This window comes from Pseudoalteromonas sp. NZS37, from assembly GCF_015864265.1.
GTDB lineage: Bacteria > Pseudomonadota > Gammaproteobacteria > Enterobacterales > Alteromonadaceae > Pseudoalteromonas > Pseudoalteromonas arctica.
Genome location: NZ_JADYXL010000006.1, coordinates 76,115 through 92,343, shown reverse-complemented (window position 1 = coordinate 92,343; position 16,229 = coordinate 76,115). Strand labels below are relative to the sequence as shown.

General features: G+C 39.0%; 18 protein-coding genes. 8 read left to right on the top strand and 10 right to left on the bottom strand.

The annotated features are described in order from the left end of the window. Positions 1-17: 17 nt before the first annotated feature. From nqrE to I6F47_RS12870, 8 genes are all read right to left on the bottom strand, one after another. Positions 18-626, bottom strand: coding sequence for an NADH:ubiquinone reductase (Na(+)-transporting) subunit E (gene nqrE, locus I6F47_RS12905; protein ID WP_007584892.1), 609 nt, complete (start codon positions 624-626; stop codon positions 18-20). Positions 627-636: 10 nt separating this feature from the next. Continuing rightward, positions 637-1,269, bottom strand: coding sequence for an NADH:ubiquinone reductase (Na(+)-transporting) subunit D (locus I6F47_RS12900; RefSeq protein ID WP_007584891.1), 633 nt, complete (start codon positions 1,267-1,269; stop codon positions 637-639). Further along, positions 1,269-2,021 (bottom strand): Na(+)-translocating NADH-quinone reductase subunit C, encoded by a 753-nt coding sequence (locus I6F47_RS12895; RefSeq protein ID WP_007584890.1) that lies wholly within the window; start codon positions 2,019-2,021, stop codon positions 1,269-1,271. Before I6F47_RS12895 ends, I6F47_RS12900 begins: the two co-directional genes overlap by 1 nt. Next, positions 2,014-3,216: an NADH:ubiquinone reductase (Na(+)-transporting) subunit B gene (locus tag I6F47_RS12890; protein WP_197183979.1), complete on the bottom strand. Its 1,203-nt coding sequence runs from the start codon at positions 3,214-3,216 to the stop codon at positions 2,014-2,016. Before I6F47_RS12890 ends, I6F47_RS12895 begins: the two co-directional genes overlap by 8 nt. Before the next feature lie 4 nt (positions 3,217-3,220). Then, positions 3,221-4,564, bottom strand: a complete 1,344-nt coding sequence (locus I6F47_RS12885) for a Na(+)-translocating NADH-quinone reductase subunit A (RefSeq protein ID WP_010555190.1) — start codon at positions 4,562-4,564, stop codon at positions 3,221-3,223. 629 nt (positions 4,565-5,193) lie between these two features. After that, complete coding sequence (fabV, locus tag I6F47_RS12880) at positions 5,194-6,387, bottom strand: enoyl-ACP reductase FabV (RefSeq protein ID WP_197183978.1); 1,194 nt, start codon at positions 6,385-6,387, stop codon at positions 5,194-5,196. A gap of 107 nt (positions 6,388-6,494) precedes the next feature. Beyond that, positions 6,495-6,806, bottom strand: coding sequence for a BolA family protein (locus I6F47_RS12875; RefSeq protein ID WP_024589282.1), 312 nt, complete (start codon positions 6,804-6,806; stop codon positions 6,495-6,497). Between the two features lie 62 nt (positions 6,807-6,868). Continuing rightward, entirely contained in the window at positions 6,869-7,480 is a 612-nt protein-coding gene (locus I6F47_RS12870; RefSeq protein ID WP_197183977.1) for an alpha-ketoglutarate-dependent dioxygenase AlkB family protein, read from the bottom strand. A gap of 42 nt (positions 7,481-7,522) precedes the next feature. On the opposite strand from I6F47_RS12870, the gene I6F47_RS12865 reads away from it, so the two are divergent. From I6F47_RS12865 to I6F47_RS12850, 4 genes are read left to right on the top strand one after another with little or no spacing between them, the layout of a single operon-like run. Further along, positions 7,523-8,665 (top strand): methyltransferase, encoded by a 1,143-nt coding sequence (locus tag I6F47_RS12865; RefSeq protein ID WP_197183976.1) that lies wholly within the window; start codon positions 7,523-7,525, stop codon positions 8,663-8,665. Continuing rightward, positions 8,666-9,226: a YajG family lipoprotein gene (locus tag I6F47_RS12860; RefSeq protein WP_197183975.1), complete on the top strand. Its 561-nt coding sequence runs from the start codon at positions 8,666-8,668 to the stop codon at positions 9,224-9,226. A 2-nt stretch (positions 9,227-9,228) separates the two neighbouring features. Continuing rightward, a complete protein-coding gene (locus I6F47_RS12855) occupies positions 9,229-9,849 on the top strand; it encodes a peptidylprolyl isomerase (RefSeq protein ID WP_010555196.1) in 621 nt (206 codons plus the stop codon). A 50-nt stretch (positions 9,850-9,899) separates the two neighbouring features. Next, on the top strand, positions 9,900-11,279 hold the full coding sequence (locus tag I6F47_RS12850) for an AmpG family muropeptide MFS transporter (protein ID WP_197183974.1): 1,380 nt from the start codon (positions 9,900-9,902) through the stop codon (positions 11,277-11,279). Between the two features lie 70 nt (positions 11,280-11,349). On the opposite strand, the gene I6F47_RS12845 is transcribed toward I6F47_RS12850, so the two are convergent. Beyond that, a complete protein-coding gene (locus tag I6F47_RS12845) occupies positions 11,350-11,589 on the bottom strand; it encodes a helix-turn-helix domain-containing protein (RefSeq protein ID WP_007584874.1) in 240 nt (79 codons plus the stop codon). Positions 11,590-12,041: 452 nt separating this feature from the next. On the opposite strand from I6F47_RS12845, the gene I6F47_RS12840 reads away from it, so the two are divergent. Then, positions 12,042-12,230, top strand: coding sequence for a hypothetical protein (locus I6F47_RS12840; protein ID WP_010555198.1), 189 nt, complete (start codon positions 12,042-12,044; stop codon positions 12,228-12,230). 49 nt (positions 12,231-12,279) lie between these two features. Here the strand turns inward: I6F47_RS12840 and erpA are convergent, their stop codons facing one another. Next, positions 12,280-12,618: an iron-sulfur cluster insertion protein ErpA gene (gene erpA / locus I6F47_RS12835; protein WP_002958911.1), complete on the bottom strand. Its 339-nt coding sequence runs from the start codon at positions 12,616-12,618 to the stop codon at positions 12,280-12,282. Positions 12,619-12,939: 321 nt separating this feature from the next. Between erpA and I6F47_RS12830 the strand changes: the two genes are divergently transcribed. The 3 genes from I6F47_RS12830 (at position 12,940) to I6F47_RS12820 (ending at position 16,203) form a co-directional block, all read left to right on the top strand. Continuing rightward, entirely contained in the window at positions 12,940-14,622 is a 1,683-nt protein-coding gene (locus tag I6F47_RS12830) for a chloride channel protein (protein ID WP_007584866.1), read from the top strand. 15 nt (positions 14,623-14,637) lie between these two features. Further along, the gene (locus I6F47_RS12825; RefSeq protein ID WP_007584864.1) at positions 14,638-15,072 is read left to right on the top strand and encodes a CopD family protein; all 435 of its coding nucleotides are present in this window, start codon (positions 14,638-14,640) and stop codon (positions 15,070-15,072) included. Between the two features lie 114 nt (positions 15,073-15,186). Beyond that, the gene (locus I6F47_RS12820) at positions 15,187-16,203 is read left to right on the top strand and encodes an aspartate carbamoyltransferase (protein WP_007584862.1); all 1,017 of its coding nucleotides are present in this window, start codon (positions 15,187-15,189) and stop codon (positions 16,201-16,203) included. Positions 16,204-16,229 lie beyond the last annotated feature (26 nt).

Sequence of the window (16,229 nt, the reverse complement as noted above, 5' to 3'; positions counted from 1 at the left end):
TTTATCCTCGCTACCCTTTACAGTGAAATACCAGAGAATGACATAAAGCCAAGTCCCATTAAACCAACAGTGATGAAGGTAATACCTAAACCACGTAAGCCATCTGGTACGTCTGAATATTTCAGTTTCTCACGGATACCTGCAAGTAATGTAATTGCAAGCGCCCAACCAACACCAGCGCCAATACCATAGACAACAGACTCGCCGAAGTCATAGTTACGCTCAACCATGAAAGATACCGCACCAAATATTGCACAGTTAACTGTGATAAGTGGCAAGAAGATACCTAATGCGTTGTATAGTGCAGGGAAAAACTTATCTAATGCCATTTCAAGAATTTGCACAAGTGCTGCAATAACACCAATGAAAGTTAAGAAACGTAAAAAGCTAAGATCCGCATCTGGATAACCTAACCAAGTAAGTGAACCTGGTGCAAGTACCGCATGGTAAACCAAGTTGTTAACAGGTACAGAAATACCCAATACAACTATAACAGCTATACCTAGGCCAATTGATGTAGTTACTTTTTTAGATACTGCTAAAAAAGTACACATGCCTAAGAAGAATGACAACGCTAAGTTCTCAATAAAAACGGCTTTTACAAATAAACTAATATAATGTTCCACTATTTGCCCCTTACGCTTTAGCTTCTACTTGGTCTTTCTTATAAGTACGAAGTACCCATATGAATAAACCAATGATGAAGAATGCACTCGGTGGTAAGATCAATAGACCCATAGGCTGATACCAACCGCCATCTTGTACTAATGGGATAATATCAACACCGAATAGTGAACCCTTACCGAATAGCTCACGAATGAAACCAACAGTAAGTAGTACTACAGAGTAACCTAAGCCATTACCAATACCGTCAAGGAAAGACATAATTGGTGGCGACTTCATCGCATATGCTTCAGCACGACCCATTACAATACAGTTAGTAATAATTAGACCAACGAATACAGAAAGCTCTTTTGCCGTAGCGTAAGAGAATGCCTGTAATACTTGGTCAACAACGATTACCAACGATGCAATAATTGTCATTTGTACGATGATACGAACAGATGATGGGATCTGGTTACGAATAAGCGAGATAAAGAAGCTCGAAAATGCAGTTACTAATGTCAATGCGATTGACATGATTAACGCATTTTTTAAGCTAGACGTTACCGCTAGCGCAGAACAAATACCAAGTACTTGTAGTGCGATTGGGTTGTTAGCTAAAACCGGACCAAATAGGACCGCCTTCATTTCTTTAGTATCAGCCATTATTTCAACGCTCCTTTACGTACTTTCGCAAGGAAAGGGCCAAAGCCATTTTCGCCAGTCCAAAAGTCAACTGCATGATCAACACCGTTAGACGTTAATGTAGCACCTGAAAGACCATCGATCTTATGCTCATCATTGCCCGCAGTACCTTTAACAATTTGAATTGGAAGTTCTTTACCTTCCCATGTAGCAGTCCACTGTGGATTTTGGATTTCGCCACCTAGACCTGGGGTTTCATTATGCTTATAAAAGATAATGCTCTTAACTGTTTCAGCGTCGCTTTCAAGCGAGATAAAACCGTACATTAAGCCCCATAAGCCGTAGCCTTGGATAGGAAGAATAATTGCATCAACTGAGCCATCTTCTTTTTTAGAGATATACACCGGCGACTCTTTAGTCACACGTTGAATACCAGCAATATCTTTAACGCCTTTCTCTTGAAGAGAAACACTTAGCGCTGCATCATATTTGCTTTTTTCAAAATCAAAAATTGTTGGGTCTGTATCTACAAACTCACCTGTAGTCATGTTTACAACGCGCGCTTCGATTTTTGCATCAAATGTTTCTAAAACATTTTCAACTTTATCGATACCCGCAGCAGCCAAGATATTGCTTTGAATATCTTTGTTTTTATTAGCTTGCTGTAAAGGACGAAGCTGTACAGAAGCAAACGATACAATGATTGCACACACTAAACATAGTGCTACAACAACTGATAACGTTTTACCGATTGATTCGTTATTACTAGACATTACGTGCCAACCTCCGCTTAATATTAGCCTGCACTACAAAGTGATCGAACAGTGGAGCGAATAAGTTAGCAAATAAGATTGCTAGCATCATACCTTCTGGGAAAGCAGGATTCACAACACGTATCATAACCACCATAAAGCCAATTAATAGACCATATGCCAATTTACCTTTGTCAGTAAATGCAGCTGATACAGGGTCAGTAGCCATAAAGAACATACCAAACGCAAAGCCACCTAGTACTAAATGCCAATACCAAGGCATTGCAAATACAGGGTTAGTTTCTGAGCCAACAGCATTTAGTAAAAATGCAGTTGCTACCATACCTAGGAATACACCTAGTACGATGCGCCAAGAAGCGATACGAACGTAAATTAAGAACAAACCACCTACTAACAATGCAAGTGTAGATGTTTCACCTACAGAACCTTGAATGAAACCGTAAAACGCATTCCACCATAATTCCATGTTTGCAAAGTCTAGTTGCCCAATGAAAGCTTGGCCTAGCATAGTTGCACCAGAGAAAGAATCTACTGCTGTCCATACTGTGTCACCCGAGATTTGAGCTGGGTATGCGAAGAATAAGAACGCACGACCGGCTAAAGCAGGGTTTAAGAAGTTACGGCCAGTACCACCAAAGATTTCTTTAGCGATTACTACACCAAACGTAATACCTAATGCAACTTGCCATAAAGGAATCGTTGCAGGCAAAATAAGTGCGAATAATACTGAAGTTACGAAGAAACCTTCGTTAATTTCGTGTTTACGCACAGAAGCAAATATTACTTCCCAAAAACCACCTACTGCAAATGTTACCGCGTAGATAGGTAGGAAGAAACATGCTCCGTAGAACATCTTAGCGCCCCAGCCTGCATCAGCGGTTAATTCACCACCGAATAACTGGAACAAACCAACTTGCCACGTATTTGCTAGTTCAAAACCTTGTGCTAAAGCACCTACGGCCTGATGACCGATATTGAACATACCAAAAAACATAGCTGGGAACGTCGCCATCCACACTAAAATCATCATGCGTTTTAGGTCGATGTTATCGCGTACGTGTGTCGCGCCTTTATTTACGTAGCCTGGTGTATAAAAAATAGTTGCAGCTGCTTCATACAGTGCATAAAACTTTTCATATTTACCACCGGCTTCAAAATTCGGCTCGATATCTTCTAGATATTTTTTTAAACCCATCTCTCTAGCCTTCCTTCTCGATCGTAGTTAAGCAATCGCGTAGGATAGAACCATACTCGTATTTGCCTGGACAAACGAAGGTACATAACGCTAAATCTTCTTCATCAAGTTCAAGCGCGCCCAATGAAATTGCACTGTCTAAATCGCGTGCAATTAAGTCACGTAATAATAGAGTAGGCAAAATATCTAGCGGCATTACGCGCTCGTAGCTACCAATTGGTACCATGGCACGTTTTGAACCACCTGTTGACGTTGTCATTTTAAATAAACGACTCGGCGCAAGGTGAGAAAGGAATGTACGCGTTACAGAGAATTTATCACTACCTGGTGCAATCCAGCCAAACAATTCTTTTTCGCGACCTTCAAGTAAAACAGATACTTGAACGTGGTAACGACCTAAGAATGCATGAACACCGTTTGAAATAGAACCTGATAGAACAGAACCAGAAATAACGCGGTTATCTCCGTCTTCTAGCTCACCAGCCACTAAATCATCCAATGAAGCACCTAATTGTGTTTTCACTAAACGTGGGTTTTTAACGCGAGGACCTGCAAGCGAAATAACACGATTTGTGTAAATTTCACCAGTAAGGAATAGGTGACCATACGCAATAACGTCTTGGTAACCAATATGCCAAACTTGTTTGCTAACAGAAACTGCATCAAGATGATGGATATGAGTGCCAACGAGGCCAGCCGGATGCACACCACCAAACTCATGTACTTCTACTTGAGCTATAGATGAGCTAGGAACTTGGCTACCTGCTTTTTTACACACAAATACTTTACCATCGGTCAAACGCGAAATAACAGCAAGACCCGCTTCAAATGCTTGCGCATTTTCGGCAATTATCACTGCAGGATCTGCAGCTAATGGGTTTGTGTCAGTTGCGGTCACGAAAATAGAACTAGGATTTGCATCCACAGCCGCTACTTTACTGAATGGGCGAACACGAAGTGCTGTCCATTGACCAGACTGGATAAGTACTTCTTTGGCTTTTTCACGCTCTAAGCTCGCAAGCTCGTCTGCTTTGAAAGAGTCAAAGGTGATTTGCTCACTGCCTGCTACTTCAATAACAACAGATTGCAGCACACGTTTAGCACCACGATTTATTTCTTTTACTGTGCCAGAAGCTGGAGCAGTAAATAGGACGCCTGGGTTCTTTTTATCTTCAAAAAGTACCTGGCCTTTTTTGACTTGGTCATCCACACGAACATGCATGGTTGGACGCATACCGATAAACTCTTCGCCAAGCACAGCTACACGTTTGACAGCAGAACCGTCATGTATAACTTGCTGTGGCGCGCCCTCTAAGGGTAAATCCAGACCTTTTTTTATATTGATCATACGCACTTGCATTACATTAAAGGAAAGAAACTGAAAAATCGTATCAACCACGTCGCCATTTGAGTTATTCCAAGTTATATCAAGGTACAAAAGAGCAGCTTGCTAGAAATATCAAACAAGCAACGTAGTAAAACTCATCACATATTGTCGAGATTTTAACATCATTTTAGATGACTATGCGAGTGTATTTATGAAAATTATACGACAGAAACACTTATTTAGTTTTGTTAAGTGATTTAAATAAAAATCAAGGTAGACCAAAGTGGTAGCCTAAGCAATTATCATTCCTGATTTCATCGCAAATTAAACAAATCGCATAATACAAAAAAAGCCGCTATTGCGGCTTTTAATAACTAGGGCCTGTTGACCTTTCAGGATTAAAATTTGTTCAATCTAGGGGCTATTTAATCGCGGCGTGAGGTTTGTAACCTAGTGGGCTAAGTAAAAACCGAGCAACAAAGAGTAAATAGCCCCTAGGCAGAACCCTTTGGGCAGCGCCTGTTTGGCATTAATGCTACGTTATCGCCCATTTATGGGGAATAACCACACTACATAGGCTCTGCCTTGCCTAAATACCAAACAGACTGCTGCAAATTTAAACTCGAAAGATAAACAGGCCCTAAGTTCTGTTAGTCAATCATATTAGCAATTGGCTTAACTGAATCTATGTCTTGATCGTAGTCAACACCGTCTATACCAAAACCAAATAAGCGTAAAAACTCATTATGGTAACCAACATAGTCTGTTAGCTCATCAATGCTGCTTGTATCAACACTATCCCATACAGCTTGAACGCGTGCTTGCACATCGTCTTCTAGCTCTTTATAGTTTTGGAATAAATGCCCACCGTCGTCAAAGCGAGGCGATTCACCATATAGGTTTTCACTAAATAATGCGTGAATTTGCTCAATGGTGCCTTCATACGTGCCATCTGCTTTCATAACTTTAAATAAAGCAGAAATATATAACGGCATAATAGGAATAGCAGAACTTGCTTGTGTCACTACTGCATTAAGTGATGAAACATACGCCTCACCATTTAAATCTTTTGTTGATTCTTTAATAGCAGCCGTTGCACGGTCTAAATCTTCTTTAGCTTTACCAATAGTAGCGTGTCCGTATATTGGCCATGTTAGCTTTTTACCAATATAAGTATACGCTGTAGTTTTAAAGTTATCGGCTAATACATCCGCTTCTTTTAATGCGTCAATCCACATTTCCCAATCTTCACCACCCATTACTTTAATAGTGTTGTCGATATCGTCTTGATTTGCAGCTTCAACCGTAATTTCATCAATTTCACGCTTTGATGTATTTAAATTTTTAGTGGTTACTGCATTACCTATTGGCTTAAGTGTAGATGAGAACACTTCGCCTGTATTTGGATCAGTACGACGAGGAGACGCTAGGCTGTAAATAATACAATCTACTTTACCCAAATCTGCTTTAATAGTGTCGATTGCTTTTTGCTTGATTTCGTTAGAAAACGCATCGCCATTAATATTTTTAGACCAAAGACCCGCTTCGTCTGCAGCTTCTTGAAAAGCAGCAGTATTGTACCAACCAGCAGAACCTGTTTTACGATCTGTACCTTCTTTTTCAAAGAAAATACCTAATGTTTTAGCACCACCACCAAACGCAGCAGTAATGCGCGATGCCAAGCCGTAGCCTGTTGATGCGCCAATAACTAATACATTTTTTGGTGCACTTTTTAATGCGCCTTGTTGTTTTACATAGTTAATTTGTTCTTGAACATGCTCTGCACAACCAGCTGGGTGTGCGTTTGTGCAGATAAATCCACGAATTTTAGGCTTAATGACCATTGATCATCCTATATCTTTTACAATAAAAATTAGCGCTAGTTTAAAGGCTAATACTAAAAACACTGATCTGATCAGTTAAACACTCATCAAATACTCTAAAACATTACTTAGCTAATTTTAGAGCCACCCATACAATTAGGTGAATCAGGCGCTTCGCCGCCCTGCTCTGCATACTCATCGGGTGTATATGTATGAATAGCGAGTGCATGAATATGATTTGCTAACTCATCCTTTAAAATTTCATTAATTTCGCGATGACGTTGTAATAAACGCTTACCCGCAAAATCTTCGCTAACCACTACTACTTTAAAGTGTGATTCAGTGCCAGCACTGTGCATATGGCTTTCGTTAATCACGTTTAAATGTTTACACGCAATGGCGTTGCTTATTTTTTCTTGGATCTGTTGCTGCATTGACATAAAAAGACCGTTTTAATTAGCTAATTTATACACTTACTATAACAATTTAACGCAGCGATTGGCTAACTAAATTGCTTTTGCTTAATGTGCTTTATAAATCGGTAAGTTAAACTTATTCGCGGATGCGCAAGCGTGGTTTGCTTAGGTATTGCATGTTGATAATCTCGTTGGCTGTGATCGTTCATTATTAAACAGCTGCCACTTTGTAATTTTAAGTCGGTTACTTTATTGCTCGCCTTGTGCTTTAACTTTAAAACCCGATCAACTCCTAGAGAGAGACACACAATTGTTGGTTTATCACCAAGCTCTATTTCATCATCACTGTGCCATCCCATCGTATCATTACCATCTCGGTAATAATTAACGAGCAATGAGTTTAGAGGCTGGTTTAAATGTGCTTCTAAACGCTTTCGCATATTAAGTAACAATTCATCCCATGGTTCTACTATTTGCTTACTACTTGAATAGCCGTATTCAATATTTAAATCACTCATGAAACATTGCAGTCGTGGAATAGGCCCCGTTTTGCCATAAACGGTTACATCGGGTTGCTGCCAACGTAGGTTTTTTTGCAAATAATAAAATAGATCGAGGCTTTTTTGTGCACTAAGTGCCCTACTTTGATAAGAAAAGCCATTTGGTAACTGTTGGGGGTTGGCGTTTTGCCGTTGCATGTTAGAATTTACCTACATTAGATTACTGATCAACGAACTATTATGACGACGCAAGCCCAGCTAGGCGATAAAACCTTTACTCTTGAACGCTTTCCATTGGATCAAAAAAACCGCAGCTTACAAGCGTGGGATTCGGCAGATGAGTACCTTATCAATTATGTTAACGAACATCACCCAGATTGTCGCTCATTGCTTATTTTAAACGATAGCTTTGGTGCACTTGCTTGTTATTTTAATAAGTTAACGGTTTGTTCAGTTAATGATTCTTATATTAGCCACCAAGCTGCGGCTTATAACTTACACGAAAACAAGCTGCCTACAGCAGAGTTTACGCAAGTAGATAGTTTGTCGGCATTACCAGAGGATGTAGATTTAGTACTTATTAAAATCCCTCGTAATGTAGGTTTTTTACAGTTCCAATTAAGTGAACTTAGTGAAGTACTTGCACCTGGTACACCAGTAATTGCCGCAGGTAAAACAAAAGAAATTCATAATTCAACAATAAAATCATTTGAGCAATTTATTGGTGAAACAACAACAAGCCTAGCAGTTAAAAAGTCTCGCCTTATATTAAGCACAGCTAAAGGCGGATATAAAGCAGCAGACTTCCCTATAACATGGGAGCTTGAAGGTACTGAGTTTAATATAACAAATCATGCAAATGTGTTTTCGCGTGATTCGTTAGATATTGGTGCGCGCTTCTTTTTTAACTACTTACCAGAAACACCTAAAGCTAAAAGCATTATTGATTTAGGCTGTGGTAACGGCGTTGTTGGATTAATGACGCTTGCTCGTTGCCCTAATGCATCAATTACCTTTGTTGATGAGTCTTACATGGCAGTAGAGTCAGCCCGGTTAAATGTAGAAATTAACCTAGGCGATAAGTTTGATAACTGTGAGTTCGTCGAAAACGATTGTTTAACAGGCTTTGAAAGAGACAGTGTGGATATGGTGCTTTGTAATCCTCCATTTCACCAAGCTCAAGCTGTTACCGATCACATTGCTTGGCAAATGTTTAAACAAGCAAAAGATACTTTAAAAGAAGGCGGCGAGCTGCGTATTATTGGTAATCGTCATTTAGATTATCACGATAAATTAAACCGTATGTTCGGAAACTGTAAGTTGTTAGGCTCAAACAAAAAGTTTGTCGTTCTAAGTGCAACTAAAAATAGTGGAATGCTATAAATGAAATTAACAAACATTATAATTGGGTGTTGTGTATTACTAATACTTAGTGGCTGTGCGAATCAGCCTAGCCAAGTAATACTCAATCCTGTTTATAAAAGTGGTCAAATAAGCACTATAAATAGTAGCTTAAGCACCAGTGTAATTGATTTACGTGGCGACTCATCAACACTTAAACTTATTGAATCAGACAAAACTAAAACCTTTGCAAGCCAAGGTCTTACTGAATCAGTTAAAAGTGTTTTAGACAGCGCCCTTAGCCGCAATGGTGCCAGCATTTCTAACTTGGCAACTGTTCGCTTTGAAGTAGATATTCATGCACTGCAGGCTGTTGTGACCGAAAAACTTGTGAGCCATACCAGCGAAGCCCATATAGAGTTTGGCGTGCGCGTTATTCGCGCCTCAAGTAATTTTAGTAAAGTGTATAGAGGCAGTGCTAATTTAGAAGGTCCGTTTAGTCACGAGCGAGTAAAAATAGAAGGTCAGCTCAATAAGTTGACTGAGCAAATTATTACCCGCATTGTATCTGACCCTGAATTAATAGAATTTTTAGAAGGTTAACTATGAAACGACTTTTTTTAATCTGCTTAGGCCTATTTTTTAGTGTAAGTAGCTTGGCAGCCCAAGAAGGCCGCTTTGTGCAAAAAGATAATATTTTTCCACGCGTCGAAATCGTAACGACAATGGGCAGTATTGTTGTTGAACTGGACCGTTCAAAAGCGCCTATTACGGTCAATAACTTTTTAACTTACGTGTCAGATAAGAGCTATCAAGGCAGTGTTTTTCATCGTATTGAGCGCGATGTAGAAAATGACCGCGACTTTGTTATTCAAGGTGGTGGTTACGATAAAGATTACGACGGCTTACACGAAAACGATCCTATTTTTAATGAAAGTGGCAATGGTTTAAAAAATGATATGTATAGCATTGCTATGGCGTATCAAGACCGTGAACCTCACTCGGGAACACGCCAATTCTTTTTTAATATGGATAACAACGATCACTTAAATCCAGGGAAAGATTGGGGTTTTGCAGTATTTGGTAATGTAATGGATGGCTACGATACCCTTGATAAGATCATGGCTGTTGAAACAGGGTTTAATGAAAAGATTGGTTACGATTTTGTTCCTAAAAAACCGGTGATCATCTTAAATATTAAAATGCTTGAACAAGTTCCACTGTAATTTATTTAAGAGCAGCTTAGCTGCTCTGCATCAAAGCCAATGAAGGCCCTATGAGCAAATCTCTCTCTATTAGCGAATATTTTTCTTACTTTAAAGACAAACGCTTAATCCATATTTTTATATTTGGTATGAGTAGCGGCTTTCCGTGGGTATTAATTGGCTCTGTTATGTCGGCTTGGCTAAAGGATGAAGGGCTAAGCCGCAGCATGATTGGCCTATTCGGCATTGTATTTGGCGCTTACAGTATAAATTTTTTATGGTCGCCTTTAATCGATCGTACAAAACTCCCTATTTTATATAAATGGCTAGGCCAACGTCGTAGTTGGATACTATTTTGCCAGAGCTTTATTTTTATTGGCACCTTATTATTAGCTGGGCTTGATTTAAAAGCTAATTTAGCAATTGTTGCTGCAATTTGTTTGTTAATTGCCATTGCTTCTGCAACGCAAGACATTGCTATTGATGCATTCAGAATAGACACACTTAAAGCAAACGAATCTCACAAAACAACAGCGGCAGCCGCTATGGCAACATCTGGTTGGTGGACAGGTTATGCGCTTTTAGGTGCAATTCCATTTTATATGGCTGATATCCCCTCGCTCGACTGGCCACAAATTTATTACTTTTTAGCTGCTGTAATGCTGCTGCTAATGAGTGGAGCATTGTTTGCAAAAGAGCCGGAATCAAATAGAGAAGCGGTACATGCCGAGCTTGAACGTGTGTACCTTGAAAAACTGTCCTCTACAAAACAAACTCCTCTTACAAAAACTGTTGCGTGGCTCGCGGTAACCGTTATTGATCCCTTTAGAGCTTTTTTTACTAAAAATGGCGTTAAAACGGCACTGGCATTACTTGCGTTTATTTTCTTATTTAAAATAGGCGAAGCGTTTTTAGGGCGAATGTCGATTGTTTTTTATAAAGAAATTGGTTTTAGCAATAGCGATATAGCTACATTTTCAAAGGTAGGTACTGCCGTACTTACAATCATATTTACCTTTGTTGGCAGTTTATTTAATCAAAAATATGGCATTGTTAAGGGTTTATTTGTCAGTGGCATTGCGATGGCGGCCTCAAACTTAGCCTTTTCGTGGATTGCTTTAGTTGGCCCTGATTTAAGACTGTATGCCTTTGCTATTGTTATTGATGGGTTTACGCAAGCATGGTCGCTGGTCGCTATGGTGGCCTTTATATCGATGTTATGCGATAGAGCATTTAGTGCAACACACTATGCATTACTGGCGTCATTAGGGAATTTAGGACGAACGTTACTTTCGAGCTACAGTGGTGTAGTAATTGATGATTGGTTAATGGGAAATTGGTCGCTGTTCTTTATTTTAACAGCCTTGATGGTTATACCTTCGCTGATATTTTTATACCTGATTAGGCATAAATTATATGAGCTTGAGAAAAATTATCATAAAAATATTTAATGCATCCCTGCATTAACATATTGCTTAGCACTATCAAGTGCCCCTTAAAGTGTACTAAGCAATGTTTGAGTTAATCTACTTTTAGCAAGCTAAGTGCTTCATGTGGATCAACTTCTAGAGCTGTACAATAACGAACAAACTCAATCACATCTAAACGGCGTTCTTGATTTTCAATCTTGCCGATAAACGAATGAGGCGTTCCCAGCACTTGTGCTAGGCTTCGCATTGTATGACCCTTTTCGTGGCGCTTACTTTTAAGCCACTTTGTTAGCTTTGCATTTTCTTCAGAAGAAACTGTTTTGCCCATCATTTTACATCTCCTACTAGATGATTTGACGTACCTATTAAAGCAGTAGTCTCTATCAATAGCTGTAGGCAAGTAAGCAGTCATACCATATTTTCAATAGCAAGCTATTGCTTAACAAAGCATGTGTTGCTACTCACTCCACCAATATAGCTAAAAAACTACGCTAATAATGTGGTCAAGATTTGTTTTTATTGAGAATGAAATTTTGCCCGTCTCATTCTTGGATACATTATATACTATTAACACTTTGGTTAAATAACTAATTACATACTCGGTACAAATATGAACACGAGTGAATATTTATAAACGCTGAATATTGACCTAAGTACTCAAAAAGTATTAATAAATTAATTTCTAGTTATAAAATATTTAAATGAATTTTTATAACAATTTTGTTCCAATTTATCGTCACATGTTTATGATTAAGCAATAATTAGCACCAAAAAGGCCGAATAATGTTCAGACTTCTTTTTTTATTACCGATTGTGTTGTGCTTGGGTTGGTACTTTTTTTTGCGCCACAACGGCGTACCAATTAAGCAAGGCAAAAAAGGCTTCATATACATTTTAGCGTTTTCTGCTTTTGTACTTGGCTTTTTTGTATTGATAATGCAAATAACCGAATATGCCCCAACCGATTTGTAGGCATTAAAAAAGCCGCAAAAGCGGCTTCATTCTATCTAGCGTTTGGCTGTTAAACGCTAAAGCTTGCACCACAACCACAGGTTGTTGTTGCATTAGGATTAGATACAAAAAAGCGTGCGCCTTCTAATCCTTCAGTGTAATCAACTTCACCGTCAACCAAATATTGAATGCTCATTGGATCGATAACGAGTGTTACACCATTTTTTACAATTTCTAAATCGCCAGGATTCGCTTTTTCATCAAAAGTAAAACCATATTGAAAACCAGAACAACCACCACCTGTTACATAAACACGCAGTTTTAAATCTGGATTTTCTTCTTCGTCGATTAACTGTTTAACGCGAACAGCAGCTGCATCGCTGAACTTAATTGGTAATTCTTCAGACATTTTAAAACCCTCAATATCGCAATGGCGTGATTATCTAATACCCGAGTGTTTTAATCAAGTATAGTAAAACAACTCTTTACTCTAAGTTATACCTATAAATTAGTAAAAAAGTGGTTAAACATAGCTCACTAAAATAATACTTAAGCAAACTAAAAGCGACCCTTGTAAACTATAAATTCATTAAAAATTTTAGTTATAAAAAATAGGTCTTAATCTTTACTGCAAATTGTTAATATAAGTTACGAAAAATTCAAAATCACAAGGACTTAACTAAACTCTTTTGCTAAAATGCTGCTGAAAAATGCGGCGAGGAAATAATGCATGTGGCTTGAGCAACTCAGGCGTCGACTGGCAAAACCTAAAACATCTGTACAATTATGCTTATTAGGCGTAGTTGCCGGATTAATTGCTGCATTTTTTATTATTTTATTTCGCTTAACTATTTTGTTTTTTCAAAGCTTATTTTTGGAAACACCTGACGACTTTACTACCCTACCCACTCTTGAACGCGTTTTAATGCCATTAATAGCCGCATTTTTAATTGCGTGCTTTGCTGCATTTACTGGCTTTAAACATTACCGTTTAGGCATTCCTTTTGTTATTCATCGTATTAAACGCCATTACGGGCAAATGCCTTTATACAATACGGTTAATCAATTTGTTGGTGGCGCACTTGCACTCATTAGCGGTTTTTCGGTTGGCCGAGAAGGGCCTTCCGTACATATGGGCGCAACAGGTGCGAGTATTTTAGCGGATAAACTACATTTACCGCATAACGCCATGCGTACTTTAAGTGGTTGCGGCGTTGCAGCAGGTATAGCCGCTTCGTTTAATACCCCACTTGCAGCCGTTATTTTTGTAATGGAAGTGGTACTTCGAGAATATAAAGTACACATATTTGTGCCAATCATGCTTGCTGCTGTTACTGGTGCACTCGCTACGCAGTTTGTTTTTGGTGAAGGCTCTGAACTTGCACTCATTACAATAGCGCCATTAAGTGGTTGGCATTACCCTTATTTAATATTATGCGGTATGGCGCTGGGCGCTATAGCATTTAGCTTTAATCAAAACTTAATGCTAATTATTAAAACATTTAAACCTTTAAGTATGTTTCCTCGTTTACTAATCGCAGGCTGTATTGCCAGTTTAATAGCTTACGCAGTGCCTCATGCTATGGGTTCTGGTATGAGTGCGATTACTATCGCGGTTGAATCTCCTGATAACGTAAAGCTGCTTACTACCATTTTAATCGCTAAACTACTTGCCACATTGTTTGCTATTGGTTTGGGTATTCCGGGCGGTTTAATTGGTCCTGTAATTGGGCTTGGTGTATTAATTGGGACATTAATGGCCTTTTTTGCTCAATATATTAGCCCGGGTACTGATATTGCGGGTACGTATGGGGTTTTAGGTATGGCTGGGTTATTAGCGGCTACACTGCATGCACCACTTGCTGCATTAACAACAGTAATGGAGCTTACATCATCACCTGAAATAATCGTTCCTGCGATGATAGTTATAACCACTGCATATGTAACTGCATTACAATTTTTTGGAAATCGCTCCATATTTTTGCAGCAATTAGATTTTCAGGGATTGCCGTACCATGTATCTCCCGCTACCGAAGCATTACAAAAAGTGGGAATAATGGATGATATGGATGAAGACTTTAAATTGCTTTACTCAGACGATAAAGAGCAAATAAAAAATACGCTTGATGCCATGGATAGCCAAACACCCTTGATTGTTTTTGACGAAGAAAATGGCTATCGCCTCGCTGAATACGATTTAACGCTAATGTCTGATGAAGCAATAAATATAAATTACATTAGCTTGCAGGGCATCAGCAGCCAAGCCACTCTAGCCGATGCATTCGATATACTAAAAGATAAAAGAAGTGGCGCGCTTTACGTTTATAACCTTTTAGATAATCAACAAATTATGGGGCTATTACGCTGGGATCAAATTCATCATATTTTAACCATTCGTAACAGCTTACTTTAAGCAATAAGGACTATTATGAGCGCATTATTGATTTATAAAACACTCCACATATTTTTTATGATTGCGTGGTTTGCCGGTATTTTTTACTTGCCTCGATTATTTGTATATCACGCAATGAGCGAAGAAAGATCATGTAACTCTATGCTTAAAGTTATGGAGCGCAGGTTACTTTATTTCGTAACCCCATTTGCTGTTTTAACGGCTGTATTTGGTGTGTTAACCATTGTTGAATATGGTCGTGATTGGTTTAAATACAGTATGTGGCTACATTACAAACTTGTACTGGTAATTATTTTATACCTATACCACGGCTACTGTTTTAAGTTATTAAGTGACTTTAAACATGACCGAAACACTAAAACAGACCGCTTTTACCGTATTTTTAATGAGCTCCCTGTTATTGCGCTGCTCATCATAGTGGCACTTGCGGTAATAAAACCTAATTTATAAGCGTTTCGGTGCATGTTAAACTGCGCTGCAATTTACAATACTTGCTATAACACGCGCGATTGCGTGCTCCATTTATGGATTATCGCGCCCATTTGATTGATTAGGAATTACCCCATGTTAAGTTTCCAAGGCGAACATATACTGTCTGTAAATCAGCTAGACAGAGACTGCATTGAACGTATTTTTGCAGTAGCTAAAAAAATGGAGCCTTATGCTAAAAAACAAAAGCAAACAACGGTGCTTAAAGGCGCTATTTTAGCTAATTTGTTTTTTGAACCAAGTACTCGCACGCGAGTTAGCTTTGGTACAGCCTTTAACTTACTAGGCGGTGGTGTACGTGAAACTACAGGTATGCAAAGCTCAGCGCTTGCAAAAGGTGAATCACTTTACGATACCGCGCGCGTTATTTCAGCTTACGCCGATGCTGTTGCTATGCGCCACCCCGATGCAGGCTCAGTAAGTGAATTTGCTGATGGCTGTACTGTGCCAGTTATTAATGGCGGCGACGGCCCAAATGAGCACCCGACTCAAGCATTACTTGATTTATTAACCATTGAGCGTGAATTACACCGTTTTGATCAAAATATTGATGGCATGCATATAGCGCTTGTGGGTGATTTAAAATATGGTCGCACAGTGCATTCTCTATCAAAGCTATTGTGCCATTATAAAAACGTAAAGTTTTCGATGGTCGCGCCTGATGGCCTACAAATGCCAACGAGCATTTTAGATGCCGTAGAAAATGCAGGACACAAAATTGAGCTAGTGAACAAGATGGAAGGTAATTTAGCCGCCGATATTGTCTACCAAACACGTATTCAAGAAGAGCGTTTTCCTTCACAAGAAGAAGCAAATAAATACCGTGGCGGTTTTAGAATTAGCCAATCTATTTACAGCGCTCATTGCAAACCTAACTCTGTATTAATGCATCCGTTACCACGCGATAGTCGCTTAGAAGCCAATGAGCTTGATAACGACTTGAACAGTAACGACAATTTAGCAATATTCCGCCAAGTACAAAATGGCGTATTAATTCGTATGGCACTGTTTGCTTTAACACTCGGCGTAGAAAATAAAGTCGATAAGTATGAAGTGGACGTACCTTGGTTTAGCCGCAAACGCGACAGCTAAACCCTCTTTAAGTGACAATTTATAGG

Excerpts from the sequence above, each read along its gene's own strand:
- I6F47_RS12900 (WP_007584891.1), bottom strand. The coding sequence starts at position 1,269 with ATGGCTGATACTAAAGAAATGAAGGCGGTCCTATTTGGTCCGGTTTTA.
- I6F47_RS12895 (WP_007584890.1), bottom strand. The coding sequence starts at position 2,021 with ATGTCTAGTAATAACGAATCAATCGGTAAAACGTTATCAGTTGTTGTA.
- I6F47_RS12890 (WP_197183979.1), bottom strand. The coding sequence starts at position 3,216 with ATGGGTTTAAAAAAATATCTAGAAGATATCGAGCCGAATTTTGAAGCC.
- I6F47_RS12885 (WP_010555190.1), bottom strand. The coding sequence starts at position 4,564 with ATGATCAATATAAAAAAAGGTCTGGATTTACCCTTAGAGGGCGCGCCA.
- fabV (WP_197183978.1), bottom strand. The coding sequence starts at position 6,387 with ATGGTCATTAAGCCTAAAATTCGTGGATTTATCTGCACAAACGCACAC.
- I6F47_RS12875 (WP_024589282.1), bottom strand. The coding sequence starts at position 6,806 with ATGTCAATGCAGCAACAGATCCAAGAAAAAATAAGCAACGCCATTGCG.
- I6F47_RS12870 (WP_197183977.1), bottom strand. The coding sequence starts at position 7,480 with ATGCAACGGCAAAACGCCAACCCCCAACAGTTACCAAATGGCTTTTCT.
- I6F47_RS12865 (WP_197183976.1), top strand. The coding sequence starts at position 7,523 with ATGACGACGCAAGCCCAGCTAGGCGATAAAACCTTTACTCTTGAACGC.
- I6F47_RS12860 (WP_197183975.1), top strand. The coding sequence starts at position 8,666 with ATGAAATTAACAAACATTATAATTGGGTGTTGTGTATTACTAATACTT.
- I6F47_RS12855 (WP_010555196.1), top strand. The coding sequence starts at position 9,229 with ATGAAACGACTTTTTTTAATCTGCTTAGGCCTATTTTTTAGTGTAAGT.
- I6F47_RS12850 (WP_197183974.1), top strand. The coding sequence starts at position 9,900 with ATGAGCAAATCTCTCTCTATTAGCGAATATTTTTCTTACTTTAAAGAC.
- I6F47_RS12845 (WP_007584874.1), bottom strand. The coding sequence starts at position 11,589 with ATGATGGGCAAAACAGTTTCTTCTGAAGAAAATGCAAAGCTAACAAAG.
- I6F47_RS12840 (WP_010555198.1), top strand. The coding sequence starts at position 12,042 with ATGTTCAGACTTCTTTTTTTATTACCGATTGTGTTGTGCTTGGGTTGG.
- erpA (WP_002958911.1), bottom strand. The coding sequence starts at position 12,618 with ATGTCTGAAGAATTACCAATTAAGTTCAGCGATGCAGCTGCTGTTCGC.
- I6F47_RS12830 (WP_007584866.1), top strand. The coding sequence starts at position 12,940 with ATGTGGCTTGAGCAACTCAGGCGTCGACTGGCAAAACCTAAAACATCT.
- I6F47_RS12825 (WP_007584864.1), top strand. The coding sequence starts at position 14,638 with ATGAGCGCATTATTGATTTATAAAACACTCCACATATTTTTTATGATT.
- I6F47_RS12820 (WP_007584862.1), top strand. The coding sequence starts at position 15,187 with ATGTTAAGTTTCCAAGGCGAACATATACTGTCTGTAAATCAGCTAGAC.